Annotated in this window: 19 protein-coding genes; 4 read left to right on the top strand and 15 right to left on the bottom strand. The window is 64.7% G+C overall.

Annotated elements, in window-relative coordinates; genetic code table 11:
* Positions 1-90: 90 nt before the first annotated feature.
* Positions 91-1,554, bottom strand: a complete 1,464-nt coding sequence (gene guaB, locus AB4061_RS01850) for an IMP dehydrogenase (protein WP_441630370.1) — start codon at positions 1,552-1,554, stop codon at positions 91-93.
* Positions 1,555-1,677: 123 nt separating this feature from the next.
* Here guaB and AB4061_RS01845 point away from each other — a divergent pair, with 123 nt between their 5' ends.
* Both AB4061_RS01845 and AB4061_RS01840 read left to right on the top strand, forming a co-directional pair.
* Positions 1,678-2,646 (top strand): DMT family transporter, encoded by a 969-nt coding sequence (locus tag AB4061_RS01845; RefSeq protein ID WP_441630369.1) that lies wholly within the window; start codon positions 1,678-1,680, stop codon positions 2,644-2,646.
* Positions 2,647-2,764: 118 nt separating this feature from the next.
* Positions 2,765-3,355 carry a DUF4124 domain-containing protein gene (locus tag AB4061_RS01840; RefSeq protein WP_441630367.1) on the top strand — a complete coding sequence of 197 codons (591 nt, stop codon included), beginning with the start codon at positions 2,765-2,767 and terminating at the stop codon, positions 3,353-3,355.
* A gap of 69 nt (positions 3,356-3,424) precedes the next feature.
* Here AB4061_RS01840 and AB4061_RS01835 read toward each other — a convergent pair whose 3' ends face one another.
* Positions 3,425-3,772: an RnfH family protein gene (locus tag AB4061_RS01835; protein ID WP_441630365.1), complete on the bottom strand. Its 348-nt coding sequence runs from the start codon at positions 3,770-3,772 to the stop codon at positions 3,425-3,427.
* Positions 3,765-4,202 carry a type II toxin-antitoxin system RatA family toxin gene (locus AB4061_RS01830; RefSeq protein WP_150983478.1) on the bottom strand — a complete coding sequence of 146 codons (438 nt, stop codon included), beginning with the start codon at positions 4,200-4,202 and terminating at the stop codon, positions 3,765-3,767. The genes AB4061_RS01835 and AB4061_RS01830 overlap by 8 nt, the downstream gene beginning before the upstream one ends.
* A gap of 240 nt (positions 4,203-4,442) precedes the next feature.
* Here AB4061_RS01830 and smpB point away from each other — a divergent pair, with 240 nt between their 5' ends.
* Positions 4,443-4,895 carry an SsrA-binding protein SmpB gene (gene smpB, locus AB4061_RS01825; protein WP_006164727.1) on the top strand — a complete coding sequence of 151 codons (453 nt, stop codon included), beginning with the start codon at positions 4,443-4,445 and terminating at the stop codon, positions 4,893-4,895.
* Positions 4,896-4,970: 75 nt separating this feature from the next.
* On the opposite strand, the gene AB4061_RS01820 is transcribed toward smpB, so the two are convergent.
* The 3 genes from AB4061_RS01820 to ppsA all read right to left on the bottom strand — a co-directional run bounded on the left by AB4061_RS01820 (position 4,971) and on the right by ppsA (position 8,930).
* Entirely contained in the window at positions 4,971-5,903 is a 933-nt protein-coding gene (locus AB4061_RS01820; protein WP_441630362.1) for an SPFH domain-containing protein, read from the bottom strand.
* A 75-nt stretch (positions 5,904-5,978) separates the two neighbouring features.
* Positions 5,979-6,404, bottom strand: coding sequence for an NfeD family protein (locus tag AB4061_RS01815; protein WP_441630360.1), 426 nt, complete (start codon positions 6,402-6,404; stop codon positions 5,979-5,981).
* 141 nt (positions 6,405-6,545) lie between these two features.
* Positions 6,546-8,930, bottom strand: coding sequence for a phosphoenolpyruvate synthase (gene ppsA / locus AB4061_RS01810; RefSeq protein WP_441630359.1), 2,385 nt, complete (start codon positions 8,928-8,930; stop codon positions 6,546-6,548).
* A gap of 268 nt (positions 8,931-9,198) precedes the next feature.
* Between ppsA and ppsR the strand changes: the two genes are divergently transcribed.
* Complete coding sequence (gene ppsR / locus AB4061_RS01805; protein WP_441630357.1) at positions 9,199-10,110, top strand: posphoenolpyruvate synthetase regulatory kinase/phosphorylase PpsR; 912 nt, start codon at positions 9,199-9,201, stop codon at positions 10,108-10,110.
* A gap of 61 nt (positions 10,111-10,171) precedes the next feature.
* Here the strand turns inward: ppsR and AB4061_RS01800 are convergent, their stop codons facing one another.
* The 9 genes from AB4061_RS01800 to rseP all read right to left on the bottom strand — a co-directional run bounded on the left by AB4061_RS01800 (position 10,172) and on the right by rseP (position 19,762).
* Complete coding sequence (locus AB4061_RS01800; RefSeq protein WP_441630355.1) at positions 10,172-10,954, bottom strand: TrmH family RNA methyltransferase; 783 nt, start codon at positions 10,952-10,954, stop codon at positions 10,172-10,174.
* Complete coding sequence (gene rnhB, locus AB4061_RS01795; protein ID WP_441630353.1) at positions 10,951-11,661, bottom strand: ribonuclease HII; 711 nt, start codon at positions 11,659-11,661, stop codon at positions 10,951-10,953. Before rnhB ends, AB4061_RS01800 begins: the two co-directional genes overlap by 4 nt.
* Positions 11,661-12,866 (bottom strand): lipid-A-disaccharide synthase, encoded by a 1,206-nt coding sequence (gene lpxB / locus AB4061_RS01790; protein WP_441630351.1) that lies wholly within the window; start codon positions 12,864-12,866, stop codon positions 11,661-11,663. Before lpxB ends, rnhB begins: the two co-directional genes overlap by 1 nt.
* Before the next feature lie 14 nt (positions 12,867-12,880).
* Complete coding sequence (gene lpxA, locus AB4061_RS01785; RefSeq protein ID WP_441630349.1) at positions 12,881-13,684, bottom strand: acyl-ACP--UDP-N-acetylglucosamine O-acyltransferase; 804 nt, start codon at positions 13,682-13,684, stop codon at positions 12,881-12,883.
* 103 nt (positions 13,685-13,787) lie between these two features.
* Positions 13,788-14,237, bottom strand: coding sequence for a 3-hydroxyacyl-ACP dehydratase FabZ (fabZ, locus tag AB4061_RS01780; RefSeq protein ID WP_441630347.1), 450 nt, complete (start codon positions 14,235-14,237; stop codon positions 13,788-13,790).
* Positions 14,234-15,340, bottom strand: a complete 1,107-nt coding sequence (lpxD, locus tag AB4061_RS01775) for a UDP-3-O-(3-hydroxymyristoyl)glucosamine N-acyltransferase (protein ID WP_441630345.1) — start codon at positions 15,338-15,340, stop codon at positions 14,234-14,236. The genes fabZ and lpxD overlap by 4 nt, the downstream gene beginning before the upstream one ends.
* A 34-nt stretch (positions 15,341-15,374) precedes the next feature.
* Entirely contained in the window at positions 15,375-15,902 is a 528-nt protein-coding gene (locus tag AB4061_RS01770) for an OmpH family outer membrane protein (RefSeq protein ID WP_441630343.1), read from the bottom strand.
* 36 nt (positions 15,903-15,938) lie between these two features.
* Complete coding sequence (gene bamA, locus AB4061_RS01765) at positions 15,939-18,272, bottom strand: outer membrane protein assembly factor BamA (protein ID WP_441630341.1); 2,334 nt, start codon at positions 18,270-18,272, stop codon at positions 15,939-15,941.
* Positions 18,273-18,370: 98 nt separating this feature from the next.
* Positions 18,371-19,762 (bottom strand): RIP metalloprotease RseP, encoded by a 1,392-nt coding sequence (gene rseP, locus AB4061_RS01760; RefSeq protein WP_441630339.1) that lies wholly within the window; start codon positions 19,760-19,762, stop codon positions 18,371-18,373.
* Between the last annotated feature and the right edge of the window lie 112 nt (positions 19,763-19,874).

The following is a 19,874-nucleotide window of genomic DNA, read 5'->3' as shown; positions in this document are numbered from 1 at the left end:
GCGGCAGTTGCAGCGCGCTGTGCGGGATCCGGGGATCCCGCACAGCCGCCAGTTCATAAAGACCTGCCGGGTCGACTCACTGACACCAACTTAGTCGATGTAGTAGTTCGGCGCTTCCTTGGTGATCTGCACGTCGTGCACATGCGACTCGCGCATGCCCGCGGCGGTGATCTGCACGAACTCGGACGTCTCGTGCCAGTCGGCGATCGAGCTGCTGCCGCAGTAGCCCATGGAGGCACGCACGCCGCCGCACATCTGGTGGATGATGGCGGTGACCGAGCCCTTGTAGGCCACGCGGCCTTCAATGCCTTCGGGGACCAGCTTGTCGACGTTGGCGGTATTGTCTTCCTGGAAGTAGCGATCGGCCGCGCCGTCCTTCATCGCGCCGACCGAACCCATGCCGCGGTAGCTCTTGAAGGAACGACCCTGGTACAGGAACACTTCACCCGGTGCCTCTTCGGTGCCGGAGAACATGCCGCCCATCATGACCACATGCGCGCCGGCAGCCAGTGCCTTGGCGATGTCGCCCGAGTAGCGGATGCCGCCGTCGGCCACCAGCGGCACGCCGGTGCCCTTGAGGGCTTCGGCCACGTTGGAGACCGCAGTGATCTGCGGCACGCCCACGCCAGCGACGATGCGGGTGGTGCAGATCGAGCCCGGGCCGATGCCGACCTTGACGSCGTCGGCGCCATGATCGACCAGCGCGCGCGCGGCAGCACCGGTGGCGATGTTGCCGCCGATCACCTGCACTTGCGGGTAGTTCTGCTTGACCCAGCGCACGCGGTCCAGCACGCCCTGGCTGTGGCCGTGGGCGGTATCGACCACGATCACGTCCACGCCGGCCTTGACCAGCAGGTCCACGCGCTCGTCGTTGTCAGGGCCCACGCCGACTGCGGCGCCGACCCGCAGCTGTCCGCGGTCATCCTTGCTGGCCAGCGGATGTTCCACTGCCTTCTGGATGTCCTTGACGGTGATCAGGCCGTTGAGCTCAAAGTCCTTGTTGACCACCAGCACGCGCTCGAGGCGGTGGCGGTTCATCAGGCGCTTGGCGTCTTCCAGCGATGCGTCTTCGCCCACCGTGACGAGCTTTTCGCGCGGCGTCATCTTGGCGCGCGCGGGCGCATCCAGCTCTTCCTCGAAACGCAGGTCGCGGTTGGTGATGATACCGACCACGGTCTTGCCTTCCACCACCGGGAAACCGGAGATGCCGTATTGATGTGATAGTGCAATCACATCGCGGATCTTCATGTCGGGGGGAATGGTGATCGGGTCACGCAGCACGCCGGATTCGTAGCGCTTCACGCGCGCCACTTCCCGGGCCTGGTCGGCCGGCTTCAGGTTCTTGTGGACAATGCCGATACCACCGGCCTGCGCCATGGCAATTGCCAGGCGGGCTTCCGTGACGGTATCCATGGCGGCGGATACCAGCGGAATGTTCAATTCGATCGAACGGGTCAGGCGGGTACGGAGCGAAACATCCCGGGGCAGTACCGACGAATAGGCCGGCACGAGGAGCACGTCATCGAATGTGAGTGCTTTCTGGACAAGACGCATAGCAATTCCTCTAGGCGCAAAACCGAATTATACAGGAATGGCACGTTTCTTGACGCGCCTGCGAGTGCCCTTGTTCAAGTCTGCTATGCTCTTTGTCTTTTTTTCAGGGATAGGCAAGCCACAATGGGTATTGGCGTACTGTGCGGCCTGCTGGCCGGCGCCTTCTGGGGCATGGTGTTTATCGCCCCCAAGCTGCTGCCCGTATTCTCCCCCTGGGAACTCGCGATCGGCCGCTACCTGGCCTATGGGCTGGTTGCCTTCATCGCCGCGCTGCCGCTGATGAAGCGCATTGCGCGCAAGCTCACGCGCGCGGACTGCCTTGCGCTGCTGCGCCAGGCCTTCACCGGCAACCTGCTCTATTACGTGCTRCTGGCGTTCGGCGTGCAGCTGGCCGGCGTGGGCCCCACCTCGCTGATCATCGGCATCCTGCCCATCTCCGTCACCATCATGGGCCGGCGCGACCATGGCGCCGTGCCGCTGTCGCGCCTGATCTGGCCGTTGCTGGTGGTGGCCGCCGGCATCGCCTGCATCAATATCGACCTGTTCGCCGGCGGCGGACACGCGCACGGCGCTGCCGCGGGTGAGGCGGTGCGCACCGTCTGGCAACGGCTGGCCGGCGTGATGTGCGCGGCTGGCGCGCTGGTGTGCTGGACGCTCTACGCGGTCGACAACGCACGCTACCTGCAGCGCAACCCGCAGTACAGCGGCAATGAATGGTCCGCGCTGTACGGCATCTCCACCGGCGTGGTATCGGTGGTGCTCGCGCTGCTGGCACTGCTGGGCTGGCTGGTGGCCGGCGACAGCCTGGATGCGGCCAGCGGCGGCCGCGACTGGCAGTGGTTCTGGATGGTCAACGCGGCCGTGGCGCTTGGTGCGTCACTGATCGGCAACAACCTCTGGAATATCTCCAGCCGCCGCCTGCCGCTTACGCTGTCGGGGCAAATGATCGTATTCGAGACGCTGTTCGCGCTGGCGTACGGCTTTGTCTTCGACCACCGCCTGCCGCGCCCGCTGGAGATCGCGGCCATCGCGTTGCTGATGATTGGCGTGGCCTGGTCGGTACGCTTGCACGCCGCCGACAAGTCTGCCTAAACTAGCGGCCAATCCCGGCAGCCAAGGGCGCGCGCGTCACTCGCACAGCGGGGTTCCAGCCCTGCGCGCCCTGCTGCCGCATTCACTATCACCGCAGGCTGCCCCAACACGCTAAGCCATGAAACGATCGACCGCGCACATCAAGCTCGCCACGCTGGCCGCCCTCGCCTGCCTGTGCCAGGCAGCCACCGCCCAGGCGGATTCGCCATGGCAGTGGCGCGACGGCAGCGGTCACATGGTCTACAGCGACGTGCCGCCGCCGCCTTCGGTGCCGGCCGCCCGCGTGATCAAGGCACCCGGCCGCTTTGCCGGCAGCTTGCGCCCGGTCGAGCCGCCGGGCGGCTCGCCAGCCGCGGCAACCGCGGCAGCCAGCCCCGCAGGCGTTGCCGCCGCCACCCAGACTGCGCCGGCGCCGGGCGCAAAGGGCAATGGCAACGTGAAAGCAGAGTCCATGGCAAGTGCCGAGGAAGCCTTCGAGAAACGCCGCGCCGCGCAGGCGAAGGCCGAAGCGGATCAGGCTGCCAAGGACCTGGCCGCGCAGGAGCGCCAGGTGCGCTGCGCGCAATCGCGCAACTATGCGACGTCCTTGCAGCAGAACCGCCGCATTGCCGTGTCAGCGCCCGATGGCTCGCCGCAGCAACTGAACGATGACGAGCGGCAGGCCGAATTGCAACGCATCAACGCCACGCTCGCGCAAAACTGCACCTGAGCACCCGAGCACCCGAGCACCCGAGCACCCGAGCACCTGCGCGCCCGCGCAGCTCCGCGCCGGGGCCTGTCAGCCGCCACGCAGCCATTTCTGCCCTTCGCGCGTGCCGCCCTTGCGGGTCTTCTGCACGCGCCGGTTGCGCGCCGACTGGGGATCGGCCACCAGCGGGCGATAGACCTCGACGCGGTCGCCGGCCCGCACCAGGGTATCCGGCGTCTTGAGCTTGCTGAAGATGCCGACCCGCATGGTGGCGGGATCCACTTCCGGACAAGCCTGCAGCAGGCCCGAAGCTGCGATCGCGGCGACAATGCTGGTGCCGGCGGGTACCTCGACCTCCTTCAGGAAGGCGTTGCCTGGGCGGGCATAGCAAACCGAGATGCGCACCGGGGCCGCGGTGCCGGCGTCGTGCTCAGCCATTGCCGTAGACCATTTCGGCACGCTTGACGAACGCATCGACAAACGTATTGGCGATCATGCTGAACACCGGCCCGATGATTTTCTCCAGCAGGAAGCTGGAAAACTCGTAGTGCAGGTGGAATTCAATCTTGCAGGCATCCTCGCGCAGCGGCGTGAAGCGCCAGGAACCGCTGAAGGTCTTGAAGGGGCCGTCCTCGAACACCATATCGATCTTGGTAGGCCGCTCCTGCGTATTGCGGGTGTGGAAATACTGCTTGATGCCGTTGAAGTGGATGTAGATCTTGGCGTCGAGCATCGTCTCGGTCTGCTCGAACACCTCCACGCCACCGCACCAGGGGAGGAACTTGGGATAGTCCTCGACTTGCGTGACCAGGTTGTACATCTGCTCGGCAGAATGGCCGAGCAGCACGGATTTATGGACGTCTGCCATGTAGTGGGGAATCATGGCCCGCGCGGGCGCCGCCAGCGCCATGACGCACTGCGGAATCCACCGGAGCGGGCCGGTTTGCTAGAATCCCGATTTTAGCCCACGCGCGCGCCGACAGCACCCCGGACGCGCACGATAGCGCCCAAACCGCCGCCTGATGGCCTTGCACGGCCCTGCAGCGACTTTCCCCTTCGTTTTTTTGGTGTTTGTTTTACTTATCTCCATTTCCACTATCCGGACCGCATGACCATCGCAGACAACAAGAAAGCCTTTTTCGACTACTTCATCGAAGAGCGATATGAGGCGGGGATCGTGCTCGAGGGCTGGGAAGTCAAGGCGATCCGCGCGGGACGCGTGCAGATCAAGGAAGGCTACGTGGTCATTCGCGATGCCGAGCTGTTCCTGATCGGCGCCCATATCAGCGCGCTCAACAGCGCCTCCACCCACATCTCGCCCGACGCGGTGCGCACCCGCAAGCTGCTGCTCAAGGCAGAAGAGATCAAGCGCCTGATCGGCAAGGTGGAGCAGCGCGGCTTCACGATCGTGCCGCTCAACCTGCACTACACGCGCGGACGCGTCAAATGCGAGATCGGCCTGGCCAAGGGCAAGAAGATGTTCGACAAGCGCGAAACCGAGAAGGACCGCGACTGGCAGCGGGAGAAGGCGCGCATCATGAAGGGCGCGGGCAAGGAGTAAAAGACCGCGGCAGCCCGGCGGCACGCCGCAAGACTGCCTGCTCTACGCAAGCCCGCTTCTTCAAGCCCCCTCGCTTCAAGCCCCCTTCTGCTGGCTTTTGACGATCTGCAGCGCCGACGCAATCATGGTGCTCATCTCGCCAAGGTTGCCCGGCACGATCAGCGTGTTGCCCTGCTTGGCCAGGTTGCCGAAGGCGCTCACGTACTCCTCCGCCACCTTCAGGTTCACCGCCTCCATGCCGCCGTCCGTGCGGATGGCATGCCCGATCTTCTCGATGGCCTGCGCATTGGCCTCGGCCACCGCCAGGATCGCCGAGGCCTCGCCCTGCGCCCGGTTGATGGCCGCCTGCCGCTCGCCTTCGGACTTCTGGATGGCGGCCTCGCGCGCGCCCGTGGCCAGGTTGATCTGCTCCTGGCGCTTGCCTTCCGACGCGGCGATCAGCGCGCGCTTTTCACGCTCGGCGGTAATCTGCGCCTGCATCGCATGCAGGATTTCCTTGGGCGGCGTGAGGTCCTTGATCTCGTAGCGCAGCACCTTCACGCCCCAGCTCGCGGCGGCCTCGTCCAGCGCATTGACCACGCTGTGGTTGATGTACTCGCGCTCCTCGAAGGTCTTGTCCAGCTCCAGCTTGCCGATCACCGAGCGCAGCGTGGTCTGCGACAACTGGGTGATAGCCACCACGAAATTGCTGGACCCGTAGGATGCCTTCATCGGGTCGGTCACCTGGAAATACAGCACGCCGTCCACCTGCAATTGCGTGTTGTCCCTGGTGATGCAGATCTGGCTCGGCACATCGAGCGGGATCTCCTTCAGGACATGCTTGTAGGCCACGCGATCGATGAAGGGCAGCACGACGGTCAGCCCCGGCGTCAGCGTGGCGCGGTACTTGCCGAGGCGTTCCAGCACCCAGGCATGTTGCTGCGGCACGATCTTGAAGCTTTGCGCCACTAGCACGATGACGGCGACCAGGATCAGCAGGGGCAGCAGGCTGCCGAAGAATTCGAACATGGGACCTCCGTGACGGGGTTGAGAAAAGCGAACAGCAGAAAACGGGGGGAAACCGGGGGCGCGCCCTGCCTTGCTCTATCGCGGGCTGACGAAGAGCGTGTTGCCGCGCACCTCGACGATGCGAAAACGCCCAGGCGCTGCCGGGCCGGCCGCCTGGAGTTCCACGTCCCAGTCGGTGCCGCGGTAACGCACGCGTGCCCGCCCGGCCTCGCCCCAGGCTGGTACCTCGAGTTCCTGGCCGATGTCCGGGTTGACGTTGGGATCGCGCTCCGCCGCATCGCGCCTCACGTGCCCATAGCGGGAGCGCCGCAGCGCGACAAAGCCGGCTAGCGCCACCAGCGCCGCCACCAGGGTCTGGGCGGCTGCGCCAAGCCCGGCCAGCGCACCCAGGCCACCTGCCGCGGCGCCAAGCGCCACCATCAGCAAATACAAGGTGCCGAGCCCCAGTTCCGCGATCACCAGCACCGCGGCCAGCGCAAACCAGATGTAGTACGGCGCCATCCTTGCCTCCTTGCTTGCCTGCTTGCCTACGTTTGTCCTGGCCACGGCCAAAACAAAAAACCCCCGCAGCGCCAGAGCGCCTGCGGGGGTTCGGAACACCTGGCGCAGGGCCGGTGTACCGCTATTGTGACGTCAAATGCCTCAGGAAGCCAGTTGCTTCCAGGTATCGACCACCGAATCCGGATTCAGCGAGATCGACTTGATGCCTTCCTTGGCCAGCCACAGTGCAAAGTCCGGGTGGTCCGAGGGGCCCTGGCCGCAGATGCCAACGTACTTGTCCAGGCGCAGCGCGGTAGAGATAGCGCGCGACAGCATGAACTTGACGGCCGGGTCGCGTTCGTCGAAGTCCTTGGCCAGCAGCTCCATGCCGGAGTCGCGGTCCAGGCCCAGCGTGAGCTGGGTCAGGTCGTTCGAGCCGATCGAGAAGCCGTCGAAGTACTGCAGGAACTCTTCGGCCAGGATGGCGTTGGACGGCACTTCGCACATCATGATGACACGCAGGCCATTCTCGCCGCGCTTCAGGCCGTGCTTGGCCAGCAGGCCGATGACCTTCTCGGCCTGGCCGAGCGTGCGCACGAACGGCACCATGATCTCGACGTTGGTCAGGCCCATGTCGTCGCGCACGCGCTTCATGGCCTTGCATTCCATCTCGAAGGCTTCGGCAAAGTCCTCGGAGATGTAGCGCGAGGCGCCACGGAAACCCAGCATGGGGTTTTCTTCGTCCGGCTCGTAGCGCGAACCGCCGATCAGCTTCTTGTACTCGTTGGACTTGAAATCCGACAGGCGCACGATGACGGGCTTCGGGTAGAACGCCGCGCCGATGGTGGCGATGCCTTCGGCCAGCTTGTCCACGTAGAACGCACGCGGGCTGGCATGGCCGCGGGCCACGCTTTCGACGGCCTTCTTCAGGTCGGCATCGACTTGCGGGTAGTCGAGAATGGCCTTCGGGTGGACACCGATGTTGTTGTTGATGATGAACTCGAGGCGGGCCAGGCCAACACCCTGGTTCGGGATCTGGCAGAAGTCGAAGGCCAGTTGCGGGTTGCCGACGTTCATCATGATCTTGACGTCGATGTCCGGCATTTCGCCGCGCTGCACTTCGGTGACCTCGGTTTCCAGCAGGCCATCGTACACGCGGCCTTCATCGCCCTCGGCGCAAGACACCGTCACCAGTGTGCCGTCCTTGAGCAGGTCGGTGGCGTCGCCGCAGCCGACCACGGCGGGCACGCCCAGCTCGCGCGCGATGATGGCCGCGTGGCAGGTACGGCCACCGCGGTTGGTCACGATGGCGGCGGCGCGCTTCATCACCGGTTCCCAGTTGGGATCGGTCATGTCGGCGACCAGCACGTCGCCGGGCTGCACGCGTTCCATTTCGGACGGGTCATTGATCACACGGACGCGGCCGGTGCCGATCTTCTGGCCAATGGCGCGACCGCTGGTGAGCACGGGTGCCGTACCCTTGAGCTTGAAGCGCTGCTCGGCCTTGCCGGCGGACTGGCTCTTCACCGTTTCCGGGCGGGCCTGCAGGATGTAGATCTTGCCGTCGCGGCCGTCCTTGCCCCACTCGATGTCCATCGGGCGGCCGTAGTGCTTCTCGATGATCATCGCGTACTTGGCCAGCTCCGACACATCGGCGTCGGTGATGGAGTAGCGGTTGCGCAGCTCGATGGGTACGTCGACGGTCTTGACGCGGCCGGCTTCGCCCGGCGCGGTGAATTCCATCTTGATCAGCTTGGATCCGATCGAGCGGCGGATGATGGGGTACTTGCCCGCTTGCAGCGTGGGCTTGAAGACGTAGAACTCGTCCGGGTTGACCGCGCCCTGCACCACCGTTTCGCCCAGGCCGTAGCTGGAGGTGATGAAGACGACATCGGGGAAGCCGGATTCGGTGTCGATCGTGAACATCACGCCTGCGGCGCCCACATCCGAGCGCACCATGCGCTGCACGCCGGCGGACAGCGCGACGATGTCGTGCGCGAAGCCCTTGTGCACGCGATAGGAAATGGCGCGGTCGTTGTACAGCGAGGCGAACACGTGGCGGATCTTGTCCAGCACATCGTCAATGCCGCTGACATTGAGGTACGACTCCTGCTGGCCGGCGAACGATGCATCCGGCAGGTCTTCGGCGGTAGCCGACGAGCGCACGGCGAACGAAGCCTCGGCGCCTTCGCGCTCTTCGGCACGCGCGTAGAACTCGCGGATTTCCTTTTCCAGGCGGGGCTGGAACGGCGCTTCGACGACCCAGTTGCGGATCTCGGCACCGGCTTCGGCCAGGGCCTTGACGTCGTCGACGTTGAGGGCCTTCAGGCGATCGGAAATGCGTTGGGTCAGGTTGCTGTAGGCGAGGAAGTCGCGGAAAGCCAGCGAAGTGGTGGCAAAGCCGCCGGGCACACGCACGCCAGCCTCGGCCAGCTGCGAGATCATCTCGCCGAGCGACGAATTCTTGCCGCCCACGGTTTCCACATCTTCCTTGCGCAACTGCTCGAACGGCAGCAGGTATGCGCCGTCAATTGCCGGGTTGTTCATAAAAGCCTCAAAACAAAGTAAGAAACCTGTTGCTGACGCCCGGAATATTGTTGGAGTTCTGCTACCGGACGGATCGCTTGGCTAAACAGCCCCAGCGGCTCACAATCGGTGTGCGATCGTGATTGCTGCAGCGCACATTGTTGACAATTCGTGGCCGAATCGTTGTGCCAACAGCGCTGGCGGAATTGCTTAGCGAAAAGATCGCCGCTATTCTACCGTGCCGCACCGCACTTTCGCGGAACGCGGATTCAAAAATAATTGTCCATACATGTCCTTCCCCGACGCTCCCCAGCCCGACGCTCCCGCCGCGCCACTTGCGCCGCAGCACCCCCAGGAACCGCGTAAGGAGGAGGAGCGCCCCGCCATCCGCACCGTCTTTATCGTCTCCGATGGCACCGGCATTACCGCCGAAACCTTCAGCCACTCGATCCTGGCCCAGTTCGAGATGCGTTTCCGCAAGGTGCGCATGCCGTTCGTCGACACGCCCGAAAAAGCGCACATCGCGGTGGGCAAGATCAACGAGGCCTTTTACGCGGAAGGCGTGCAGCCCATCGTCTTCACCACCCTGGTCAACCAGGAGTCGAACAAGGCGATCCGCCGCGCCAAGGCCATGATCCTGGACATGTTCCAGACCTTCATCGAGCCGCTGGAGAAGGAACTCGGCCTGAAGTCCACCCATGCGATCGGCCGTTTTCACCAGAATGCGGACACCGAGGCCTACCAGAACCGCATCGAGGCGATCAACTTCTCGCTCGCGCATGACGATGGCCAGTCGCACAAGAACCTGGCCGAGGCCGACATCATCCTGGTGGGCGTGTCGCGCAGCGGCAAGACCCCGACCAGCCTGTACCTTGCCATGCAGTACGGGCTAAAGGCGGCCAACTACCCGCTGATTCCCGACGACTTCGAGCGCGGCAAGCTGCCCACCGCGCTCTACGCGTTCAAGAGCAAGATCTTCGGGTTGTCGATCAACCCGCAGCGCCTGGCCGAGATCCGCAACGAGCGGCGTCCGGGCAGCAAGTACGCCGCGCCGGAAAACTGCCGCTACGAGGTCAACGAGGCCGAGGCCATGATGCGCCGCGAGGGCATCAAGTGGCTGTCGTCCACCCACAAGTCGATCGAAGAGATCGCCACCACGATCCTGCAGGAGATCAAGGTGGACCGCGACAGCAATTATTGAGTCAGGCCGACGCCGCACGGCGGGCGCGCGGGCCCGTCAGTACGGCGAAGTGGTGGCAGGCTTAGCCAGGGCGGCGCTGCCGCACCGCCTCGAACAGGCAGATCGCCGTCGCGGCCGCCACATTCAGCGACTCCAGCCCGCCCGGCTGGGGAATGCCCACCGTGCGGCCGACCTTGGCCATCCATTCCGGGCTCACGCCCGCGCCTTCATTGCCGACCACCCAGCCTACCGGTGCGCGCAGGTCGGTGTCGAACACGGCTGCCTGCGCGTGCGAGGACGTGGCCAGCAGCGGCACCGCCAGGCGCGGCGCCAGCATGTCGAGCGTGCAGTGTTCGACAATGTTCAGGTGGAAATTGGCGCCCATGGCTGCGCGCAGGGTCTTGGTGGACCAGGCGAAGGCGCTGCCCGTGACGAGGAAGGCGTGCTGGATGCCTGCGGCCGCGGCGCTGCGCAGGATAGAGCCGACGTTGCCGGCATCCTGGACGCCGTCCAGGATGATGCAATCGGTGTCGATATGGGACGGCAGGTGGCCGGAGGGCGTTTCGATGACCAGCATCAGGTCGATGCCATTGACCACGCCGGCAATCAGATCGAACAAGGCATCCGCCAGCAGGACCACGCGCTCGGGCTCGATCTGCCTGAGCAGCTGCGCCACCTCGGCATGATCGTAGTGCCGCTCCGACACCACGCACTGCACCGGCTGGCCCAGCGCGTCCAGGTAGGCTTGCGCCAGGTGCACGCCATCGAGCACCGACTGCCCTGCCTTGCGGCGCGCATGCGTGGAACCAGTCAGTGCCTTGAGGTGCTTGAACAGCGCGTTTTCGCGCGACGTGACGTGTTTCACAGTAGCGGCTCCGGGAGTGCTGGCGCCGGGATGGCGGCCACGGGCGCGATCCGCCCCATCGCGATGGCTTCGCGCACGGGCGCGAACGAGCGCCGGTGGTGCGGCGTGGCGCCGAACTCGGCAAGCGCGGCCAGGTGCTGCGGCGTGCCGTAACCGGCGTGGGCATCGAAGCCGTACTGTGGGTACGTGGCGTGCAGCACCAGCAGCTCGCGGTCGCGCGCCACCTTGGCCAGGATGGAAGCCGCCGAGATGGCCTGCACCTTGGCATCGCCTTTGACGATGGCCTCGACCGCAAAGCGCACCTGCGGGCAGCGGTTGCCGTCGACCTGCACCAGGTCCGGCTCCAGGCCGGAATCGGCCAGGCCATGCACGGCACGCTGCATGGCCAGCATGGTGGCATGCAGGATGTTGATCGTGTCGATTTCTTCCACCGAAGCCTGGGCGATATGCCAGCCCAGGGCGCGCTCGCGAATCTCGTCGAACAGCGCTTCACGACGGCGCGCGGTCAGCACCTTGGAGTCCGCCAGGCCCTGGATCGGGCGGGCCGGATCCAGCACCACGGCGGCGGCATAGACCGGGCCGGCCAGCGGGCCCCTGCCCGCTTCGTCCACGCCGCACAAGTGGCGTACCTGCGCGGCGGTGCCGGCAAGGTCAAAGCCGAGCTGGGCCGAATCGCCCTTGGCGGTGGCTGTGGGTCGGCGCGCCATTACACACCCCTCCGCTGCTGGATCAGGTCGGCGACCACGGCCGAAGCGATCTCGGCGGTATTGCGTTTAAGCGTCTGGTGCATCTGGGTGAAATGGTCCCGCAGGAACGCGGTATTGCCTTCGTCGTTCAACTGCAGCAGCGTCTCGCGCGCCAATGCCTCGGGCGTCGCGTCATCCTGCAACAATTCGGGCACGACAAAACGCCCCGACAGGATGTTGGGCAGGCCCACATACGGCAGGTAACCCTGCCGCTTCATGATCTGCGCGGTCAGCCAGGGCACCTTGTACGAAATCACCATGGGCTTCTTGTACAACGCGGCCTCCAGCGTGGCGGTACCGCTCGCCAGCAGGATCACGTCGGCGGCTTCCATGGCCAGGTGAGACTGCCCGTCGATGACGGTCAGCGGGATCTGCGGATACTGCTGGTGCAGGCCCGCGACGATCTCTCGCAGCGGCGCGCTGGCAACCGGCAGCACAAAGGCGAGATTGCCGTCCATGCTGTACATKCGCGCCATGGCCGCGAAGAACGTCGCGCCCAGGTTGCGCACCTCGGACTGCCGGCTACCGGGCAGCACGGCCACCACGCGCGGCCCGGCTGGCAGGCCAAGCTTCTCGCGGGCGCCCTGCGTGTCCGGCACCATCGGGATCACGTCGGCCAGCGGATGGCCCACATAAGTGGCGGGAATCCCGGCGCGGGCATAGATCTCCGGCTCGAACGGGAACAGGCACAGGATGTGGTCGACCGCGCGCGCGATGGTGCGGATGCGCCCGCCGCGCCAGGCCCAGATCGATGGGCTGACAAAGTGCACCACCGGAATGCCGGCTCGGCGCAGCGGCACTTCGAGCCCGAAGTTGAAATCTGGCGCGTCCACGCCGATAAAGCACAGCGGCGGCTGCGCCAGCAGCTTTTCCTTGATGGCGCGGCGCGTGGCGAGAATCTCGCGCAGCGAGCCCAGCACCTCCACGTAGCCGTTGACCGAGAGGGTGTCCATCGGCCATTGCGACTCGAACCCCTGCGCCATCATGCGGGGGCCGCCAATGCCGGCGTAACTCACTTCACCGAGGCGGGCCTTGAGCCCACCCATCAGCAGGGAGGCAAGCAGGTCGCCAGAGTTCTCGCCAGCCACCATGGCAATGGTGCCGCGATTGCCCGCGCCCGCCGCAACCGGCGTGGCCTCCATGGCCGGTAGGACACCTTCGACCATGGCTGTATCCGGCTTCAGCGCACAATGCCGCGCTGCGTGGCGGCAATGAAGTCGAGGAAATCCTGCAACGGAGCCGTGGCGGTGCCTTCGGCCTGTGCAATGAGTTGCGCGATCTCGTTGCGGGCGGTTTCAAAGCTCAGGTCGGACTTGTACAGCACCTTGTAAGCCTGGCGCAGGGCCGCGATCTGCGCGGCGTCAAAACCACGGCGGCGCATGCCTTCCACGTTGATGCCGTGCGGCGTGGCCTTGTTGCCGCCCTTGTCGCCAGCGGCGATCACGAACGGCGGCAGGTCCTGCACCAGGGCCGAGGCGCCGCCCAGCATGGCGTGCGCGCCGATGCGCACGAACTGGTGCACCCCGCTCATCCCGCCAAGAATGGCCCAGTCGCCCACCTGCACGTGGCCGGCGATCTGCGCGTTGCTGGAGAACACCGTGTGGTTGCCCACCTGGCAATCGTGCGCGATGTGCACGTAGGCCATGATCCAGTTGTCGTCGCCGATGCTGGTCACGCCCCGGTCCTGCACCGTGCCGGTGTGGATGGTGGTGAATTCGCGAATGGTATTGCGATCGCCGATCACAAGCCGGGTCGGCTCGTTGCGGTACTTCATGTCCTGCGGCGTGCCGCCCACCGAAGCGTAAGGCCCGATGCGGTTATCCGCGCCAACAGTGGTATGCCCTTCGATGGTGGTATGCGCGCCCACCTGGGTACCGCTGCCAAGGCGCACGTGCGGACCCACGATGGAAAACGGCCCGACGGTCACGTCGGCAGCAAGCTCGGCCTTCGGGTCAACCAGTGCGCTGGGATGGATTTGCGTCATGCGTCCTGTCCTATGGTCTGAGATGAAAAGATTGAACGGTCAACACAGTGAGCCAAATACGTCCAAGACCTGCCTTCAGGACGTAGCCCTGAAGGCAGGTTTCTTAGTCGGCTTGTTTGACGGTGCACATCAACTCAGCTTCACAAGCCACCTTGTCGTCGACGGTGGCAAATGCCTTGAACTTCCAGATGCCGCGGATATAGCGTTCTACGGATACCGTCATGTGCAGTTGGTCGCCCGGCGTCACGACCTGCTTGAAGCGCGCGCCGTCGATGCCGACCAAGTAATACAGCGAGTTTTCCTTGCGCTCTACTTCGGCGCCGAAGGTCAGCAAGCCGGCCGACTGCGCCAGCGCTTCGAGGATCATCACGCCCGGCATCACGGGGTGGCCCGGGAAATGGCCCTGGAAGTACGGTTCGTTCATGGTGACGTTCTTCAGCGTTTTGATACGCTTTTGCGGCTCCAGTTCAAGCACGCGGTCTACCATCAGGAACGGGTAACGATGCGGCAGCAGCTTGAGGATCTTGCAGATGTCGATATCGACGGCGTTCATGGTTTTTTCTCTTCGGTATGCTGGATAGATTTGCCGGCGTCCTGCCCTTGCAAGCGCTTCTCGAGCTGGATCACGCGATCGCGCAATTTGCTCAGGCCTCGCAAGGTGGCTGCAGTGCGTTCCCACTCGCCATGCGGCTGGACCGGGAACACGCTTGTGAAATGCCCGCCGGGCTTGGAAATGGATTTAGTGATCGAAGTGCCACCGGATACCGTGGTGCGGTCGGCAATGTTCAGGTGGCCGGCAAAGTTGGCCGAGCCCCCGATCACGCAGAAGCGCCCTACCTTGGTACTGCCAGCAATCGCCGCGCATCCCGCGATCACAGTATGCGCGCCCACCCGCACGTTATGCGCGATCTGTACCTGGTTGTCGAGCTTGCAGCCGTCCTCGATGACCGTGTCGGCCATGGCGCCGCGGTCGATCGCGGTATTGGCGCCGACCTCGACGTCATTGCCCAGCACGGCGCGGCCGGTCTGGGGAATCTTGACGTACTCGACGCCAGCCGGGCCGATGTCCGGGGCAAAGCCGAAGCCATCCGCACCCAGCACCACACCGCTGTGCAGTATGCATCTCATACCCACCACGCATTGGTGGTAGACCGAGACATTGGCGTAGATCAGCGTGTCATCGCCAATCTGCGCCCCGGCACCGACAAAGCCGTTGGCCAGGATGCGCACCCGCTCGCCAAGCCGCGCCCCGCTCTCGATCACCACGTTGGGGCCGATGAAGCAGGACGCCGGCACCACGGCATCGGGCGCCACGCTGGCGTGCGGGTCGATGCCGGTACGGTGGTCGGTATTGGCGCGGCGATCGAACCCCTGCGCGATACGCGCAAAGCACACGTAGGGATTGCGTGCCACCAGCCAGTTGCGGCCGTCGGCCTGCCCTTCGGCGCGAATGCGCTCCAGGTCGGCCGCCGACACGATCACGGCGCCGGCGCCGGAGGCCAGCGCCTGCGGCAGGTACAGGGGATTCGAGAGAAACGAGAGCTGGTCGGGACCGGCCTGGTCGAGCGGCGCGAGGCCGCGCACGGCGAGGTCGGGATCACCCACAACCTGCGCGCCGGTATCGGTGGCGAGCTGACCCAGTGTGGGTGTTTGCATGGCAGTACTTCCTTGGACGGCGAAAACTGGCAGCTTACTTGCTGCCGGCGTTCAACGCTTTCATCACATCGTCGGTAATGTCGATGCGAGGATTGACATACACGGCCTCTTGCACGATCAGGTCGTACTTGCGCTGCTCCGCAAGCTGGCGAATCACGCGGTTGGCGCGCTCGAGCACCTGGGCCAGTTCCTCGTTGCGGCGCTGGTTCAGATCCTCGCGGAATTCACGTTGCTTGCGCTGGAATTCGCGATCGAGATCGGCCACTTCGCGTTGACGGCGCTGGCGGTCGGCATCGGCCAGCACAGCGGTGTCCTTGTCGAGCTTGTCGGCCATGCCCTTGATCTTCTGGGCCATGTCCTGCAACTCGCGATCGCGCTTGGAGAACTCCTGCTCCAGCTTGACCTGGGCCTGCTTGGCAGGCACCGAATCACGCAGGATACGCTCGGAATTGACCGCGGCGATGCGCGCTTCCTGTGCCGTCGCGGGCGCGGCTGCCAGCAGCGCGCCAGCCGTCAGCGCAGCCGCCGTCAGGCTTTTGATCAGTGGGAATGTTGTTTTCATGAATCCGTTCCTCAATCTTCTATCTTCTATGCCCGATCAGAACGCAGTACCGATCTGGAACTGGAAGCGCTGTACCTTGTCGGTCTCGTCCTTCTTCAGCGGGAAGCCCACGCTGATCTTGAGCGGGCCGATCGGCGACAGCCAGGACATGCCCAGGCCCGTCGAATACTTGAGCTGGCTGAACAGTATCGGGGCCCCTTCCTCGTACACGTTACCAAAGTCGAAGAAGGTGAACAGGCGCAGGGTCCGGTCCACGCCCGAGCCCGGCAGCGGGAAGATGAATTCGACATTGCCGATCATCTTGGAGGCGCCGCCGATCGGATTGCCGTTCTGGTCCTTCKKKCCSAGCGTGCTGGTCTGGTAGCCGCGMACCGAACCGATACCACCGGCGTAGAAGTWCTTGAACACCGGGAACGGCGTGTTCCCGTAGCCGTGACCGTAAGCCACTTCACCGTTGAAGGCCAGCGTGAAGGCCTTGGACAGCGGATAGAAATATTGCTGCTGGGCACTGGCGCGATAATATTGCGTATCGCCGCCGGGCACGCCCACTTCAAGGTTGACCTGCGTGTAGGGTCCCTTGGTCGGGACCAGCGCGCTGTCGCGACGGTCACGGGCCCAGCCGATCGTAAACGGGAAGTTGTTGATCGGATCGCCGCTCGATTTGCCGATCTTGCTCAGCCACTGGCCGTACTGGATCGGCGTGTTCGGCGAGATGGTCACCTGGGTGCGCTCGTAGCCGATACCGAAGAACACGGTATCGGTTTCCGTAAACGGCACACCGAACTTGACGTTGCCGCCTTCCGATACGATCTTGTAATCCTGGTCGCCGGTGTAGTACAGCGGCCGCGACGTACGGTAGTAGATATCGGTCGAGCGGCTGATGCCGTCCACCGTGAAGTACGGATCGTACTGCGTCAGCGAGATGGTACGGAAGGACTTCGCCGTGTTCACGTCCAGGCCCAGGCTGGTACCCGACCCGAACACGTTGTCCTGGCGCAGGCCGGCTTGCAGCACCAGCTTGTCCGTGGAGGAGAAGCCCAGGCCCAGGCTGATCTGCCCGGTCGGCTTCTCGGTCACGTTGACGTTCACATCGACCTGGTCGGGCGCGCCCGGCACGTCCTCGGTGGTGATGTTGGTGTCGGTGAAGTAGCCGGTACGGTTGATACGGGCCTGCGATTGCGTCAGCTTTTCGCTGTCGAACCACGAGCTTTCCATCTGGCGCATTTCGCGGCGCACGACTTCGTCGCGCGTCTTGCTGTTGCCCACCACGTTGACGCGGCGCACGTAGACGCGACGGCCCGGATCGACCATCAGGGTCAGCGCGACTTCACGCTTTTCCTTGTCGATCTGCGGCTGCGGGTTGATGGTGGTGAACGCGTAGCCGTAGGTGCCCAGCAGGTCGGTAATGGCCTTGGTGCTCTGGGTCAGCTTCTCGGACGAGAAGACCTCGCCCTTCTGCAGCCTGAGCAGTTTTTCCATCTCGGCCTGCTTGCCGAGCAGCTCGCCCGCCAGGCGGATGTCCGACACCTTGTACTGGTCGCCTTCCTTGATGTTCAGCGTCAGGAAGATGTCCTTCTTGTCCGGCGTGATCGACACTTGTGTCGATTCGATGGAGAACTCGAGGTAGCCGCGGTTCAGATAGTACGAACGCAGTGCTTCCAGGTCGGCGGTGAGCTTTTGCTTGGAATACAGGTCGTTCTTGGTGTACCAGGACAGCCAGTTCGGGGTCGACAGCTGCATTTCATCGCGCAGCGTGCTTTCCTTGAAGGCCTTGTTGCCGACGATATTGATCTGGCGGATCTTGGCCACCGGACCTTCGTCGACATTGAACACCACCGACACGCGGTTGCGGTCGACCGGGGTGATCGTGGTCTGGACGTCGGCAGCATAGTAGCCACGCGCCACATACTGGCGCTTGAGCTCCTGCTCTGCCTTGTCGATCAGGGCCTTGTCGTAGTACCGGGCCTCGGCCACGCCCACCGCGCGCAACGAGCGGCGCAGGGTGTCCTTGTCGAATTCCTTGATGCCGACGAATTCGAGCTGGGAAATGGCGGGACGTTCTTCCACCTGGACCACCAGCACGCCGTCCTCGGAACGGATCTGGACGTCCTTGAAGAACCCGGTGTTATACAGGGCACGAATGGCGTCCGCGCCCTTGTCGTCGCTGAAGGTTTCGCCGACCTTGACCGGCAGGTAGCCGAACACCGTACCCGGCTCGACCCGCTGCAGGCCTTCGACACGAATGTCCTTGACGACGAATGGCTCCGCGGCCCAACTCACTGGGGTCCAGGCCGCGATGATGGCACTCGCCAGCACGCCCAGCGAGATGCGCTTATGTCTGATCAATCTTGATCCCCTCTTTGATTCCATGCAGGATTGGGCTCCGATGCTTCACGGGGCTGCGCCTTGGCTCGGCATCCGGCGCGGGGTGTCAGTGACACCCGCACGCCGCAGCCGGCAACCTATGTCTAGCCGCGCGCTAAGAACAGCCGGCTGACATCGTTGAACAAGGCGAGCGAAGTCAGGAGCAAGACGCAGGCGATGCCGACCTTCTGCAGCACAGCCTGCCAGTGGTCTGGTACGGGCCTGCCAGTCAAAAATTCAACGCAATAATACAGCAAATGCCCCCCATCCAATACCGGAATAGGTAACAAATTCAATACACCGAGGCTAACACTGACCAACGCCAGGAAGCCGACAAAGGGCTGCCAGCCGAGGTGGGCGGCGCGCCCCGCGTAGTCCGCCACGGTCAGCGGGCCGCTCAGGTTCTGCAGCGAAGCCTGCCCCACCAGCATCTTTCCGAGCAGCTTGAGCGAGAGCGCGCTGGTGCTCCAGACCTGCCCGACCGCGCGGCTCAGCGCCTCGACCGGCTGGTAGCGCACGGTTTCCATCTCGACCGCCTGGCTCAGCGCGGCGCCCAGCTTGCCGGTGGCGCCGGTTGCCGCGCTGGCGCCCTGCGCCGCGGCAACCGTATCGAGCTTCACGGGCACATCCAGGCGCCGGCCCTCCCGCTCGATGCCAAGCGTGACCTGGGCGCCGGGCTGCGCCCTGACCCCGCGGATCAGTTCGCCAGCCTGGGTCAGCGGGCGTCCTTGCCAGGCCACCACGCGATCGCCCTGGCGCAGGCCGGCGCGTTGCGCGGCGGAGTCCGGCAGGACTTCGGTGATCGTCACCGGCCCGCCCTTGAGGGCCAGCCCCAGCGTGGCAAGCGGGTCTTGCTCGGGATTGCCGCCGGTATTCGGCAGCCGCGGCAGCTTCACATCGCGCTCGGCGCCATCGGCAGCGCGCACGTGCAGCACCGCGCTGGCGTCGCCAAAGCCCTGGGCGAACACGGCCATGCGCAGGTCGTTCCAGGAACGAACCTGCTCGGTCTCGCCGTTGGCCTGCAGCGCCAGCACGCGGTCGCCCTCGCGCAAGCCCGCCGCCGCAGCAGGGGTGCCGGCAGGCGGCGCCGCGACGATGGGCGCGGCCTCGCGCATGCCGCCTGCAAACAGCACGAAATACAGCACGATGGCCAGGGCAAAGTTGGCCAGCGGCCCGGCTGCCACGATCGCGAAGCGCTTGGCCACCGGTTGCCGGTTGAAGGCGCGTGGCAGGTCCGCGGGATCGACCGGCGCATCATGGCCCGGATCGCTCTCCCGCTCATCGAGCATCTTGACGTAGCCGCCGAGCGGAATCGCGGCGATGGTCCACTCGGTGCGGTCCCGCCCCTTGGACACCCAGCGCACCAGCGGCCGCCCGAAGCCGATCGAGAAGCGCAGCACCTTGACCCCGCACAGGCGCGCGGCCAGGTAATGACCCATTTCATGGAAATAGATCAGGATGCAAAGGGCGGCGACGAAAGCAATTACGGTTTGCATGGCAGGCAGCTTGTCGTCAGGGGCCGGAATGCCCCGATGGCACAAAGTAGACGCCGGGCAGGCGGCCCGGCAACCGGTGCGCCGGCATGGGCCGGTGCGCCGCTATTGTCGC

It is taken from the genome of Cupriavidus sp. YAF13, from assembly GCF_052113425.1.
GTDB lineage: Bacteria > Pseudomonadota > Gammaproteobacteria > Burkholderiales > Burkholderiaceae > Cupriavidus.
The sequence above is the reverse complement of the archived record's forward strand: the minus strand, read 5'-3'. Positions and strand labels throughout refer to the sequence as shown.

Bases quoted from the DNA above. Each gene is read 5' to 3' on its own strand.
- AB4061_RS01835 (WP_441630365.1), bottom strand. From the start codon at position 3,772: ATGGCTGAGCACGACGCCGGCACCGCGGCCCCGGTGCGCATCTCGGTT.
- AB4061_RS01770 (WP_441630343.1), bottom strand. From the start codon at position 15,902: ATGAAAACAACATTCCCACTGATCAAAAGCCTGACGGCGGCTGCGCTG.
- rnhB (WP_441630353.1), bottom strand. From the start codon at position 11,661: ATGGCGCGCCGACCCACAGCCACCGCCAAGGGCGATTCGGCCCAGCTC.
- AB4061_RS01820 (WP_441630362.1), bottom strand. From the start codon at position 5,903: ATGTTCGAATTCTTCGGCAGCCTGCTGCCCCTGCTGATCCTGGTCGCC.
- ppsA (WP_441630359.1), bottom strand. From the start codon at position 8,930: ATGAACAACCCGGCAATTGACGGCGCATACCTGCTGCCGTTCGAGCAG.
- lpxA (WP_441630349.1), bottom strand. From the start codon at position 13,684: ATGACGCAAATCCATCCCAGCGCACTGGTTGACCCGAAGGCCGAGCTT.
- ppsR (WP_441630357.1), top strand. From the start codon at position 9,199: ATGTCCTTCCCCGACGCTCCCCAGCCCGACGCTCCCGCCGCGCCACTT.
- lpxD (WP_441630345.1), bottom strand. From the start codon at position 15,340: ATGCAAACACCCACACTGGGTCAGCTCGCCACCGATACCGGCGCGCAG.
- AB4061_RS01815 (WP_441630360.1), bottom strand. From the start codon at position 6,404: ATGGCGCCGTACTACATCTGGTTTGCGCTGGCCGCGGTGCTGGTGATC.
- rseP (WP_441630339.1), bottom strand. From the start codon at position 19,762: ATGCAAACCGTAATTGCTTTCGTCGCCGCCCTTTGCATCCTGATCTAT.
- smpB (WP_006164727.1), top strand. From the start codon at position 4,443: ATGACCATCGCAGACAACAAGAAAGCCTTTTTCGACTACTTCATCGAA.
- AB4061_RS01840 (WP_441630367.1), top strand. From the start codon at position 2,765: ATGAAACGATCGACCGCGCACATCAAGCTCGCCACGCTGGCCGCCCTC.
- AB4061_RS01830 (WP_150983478.1), bottom strand. From the start codon at position 4,202: ATGGCAGACGTCCATAAATCCGTGCTGCTCGGCCATTCTGCCGAGCAG.
- fabZ (WP_441630347.1), bottom strand. From the start codon at position 14,237: ATGAACGCCGTCGATATCGACATCTGCAAGATCCTCAAGCTGCTGCCG.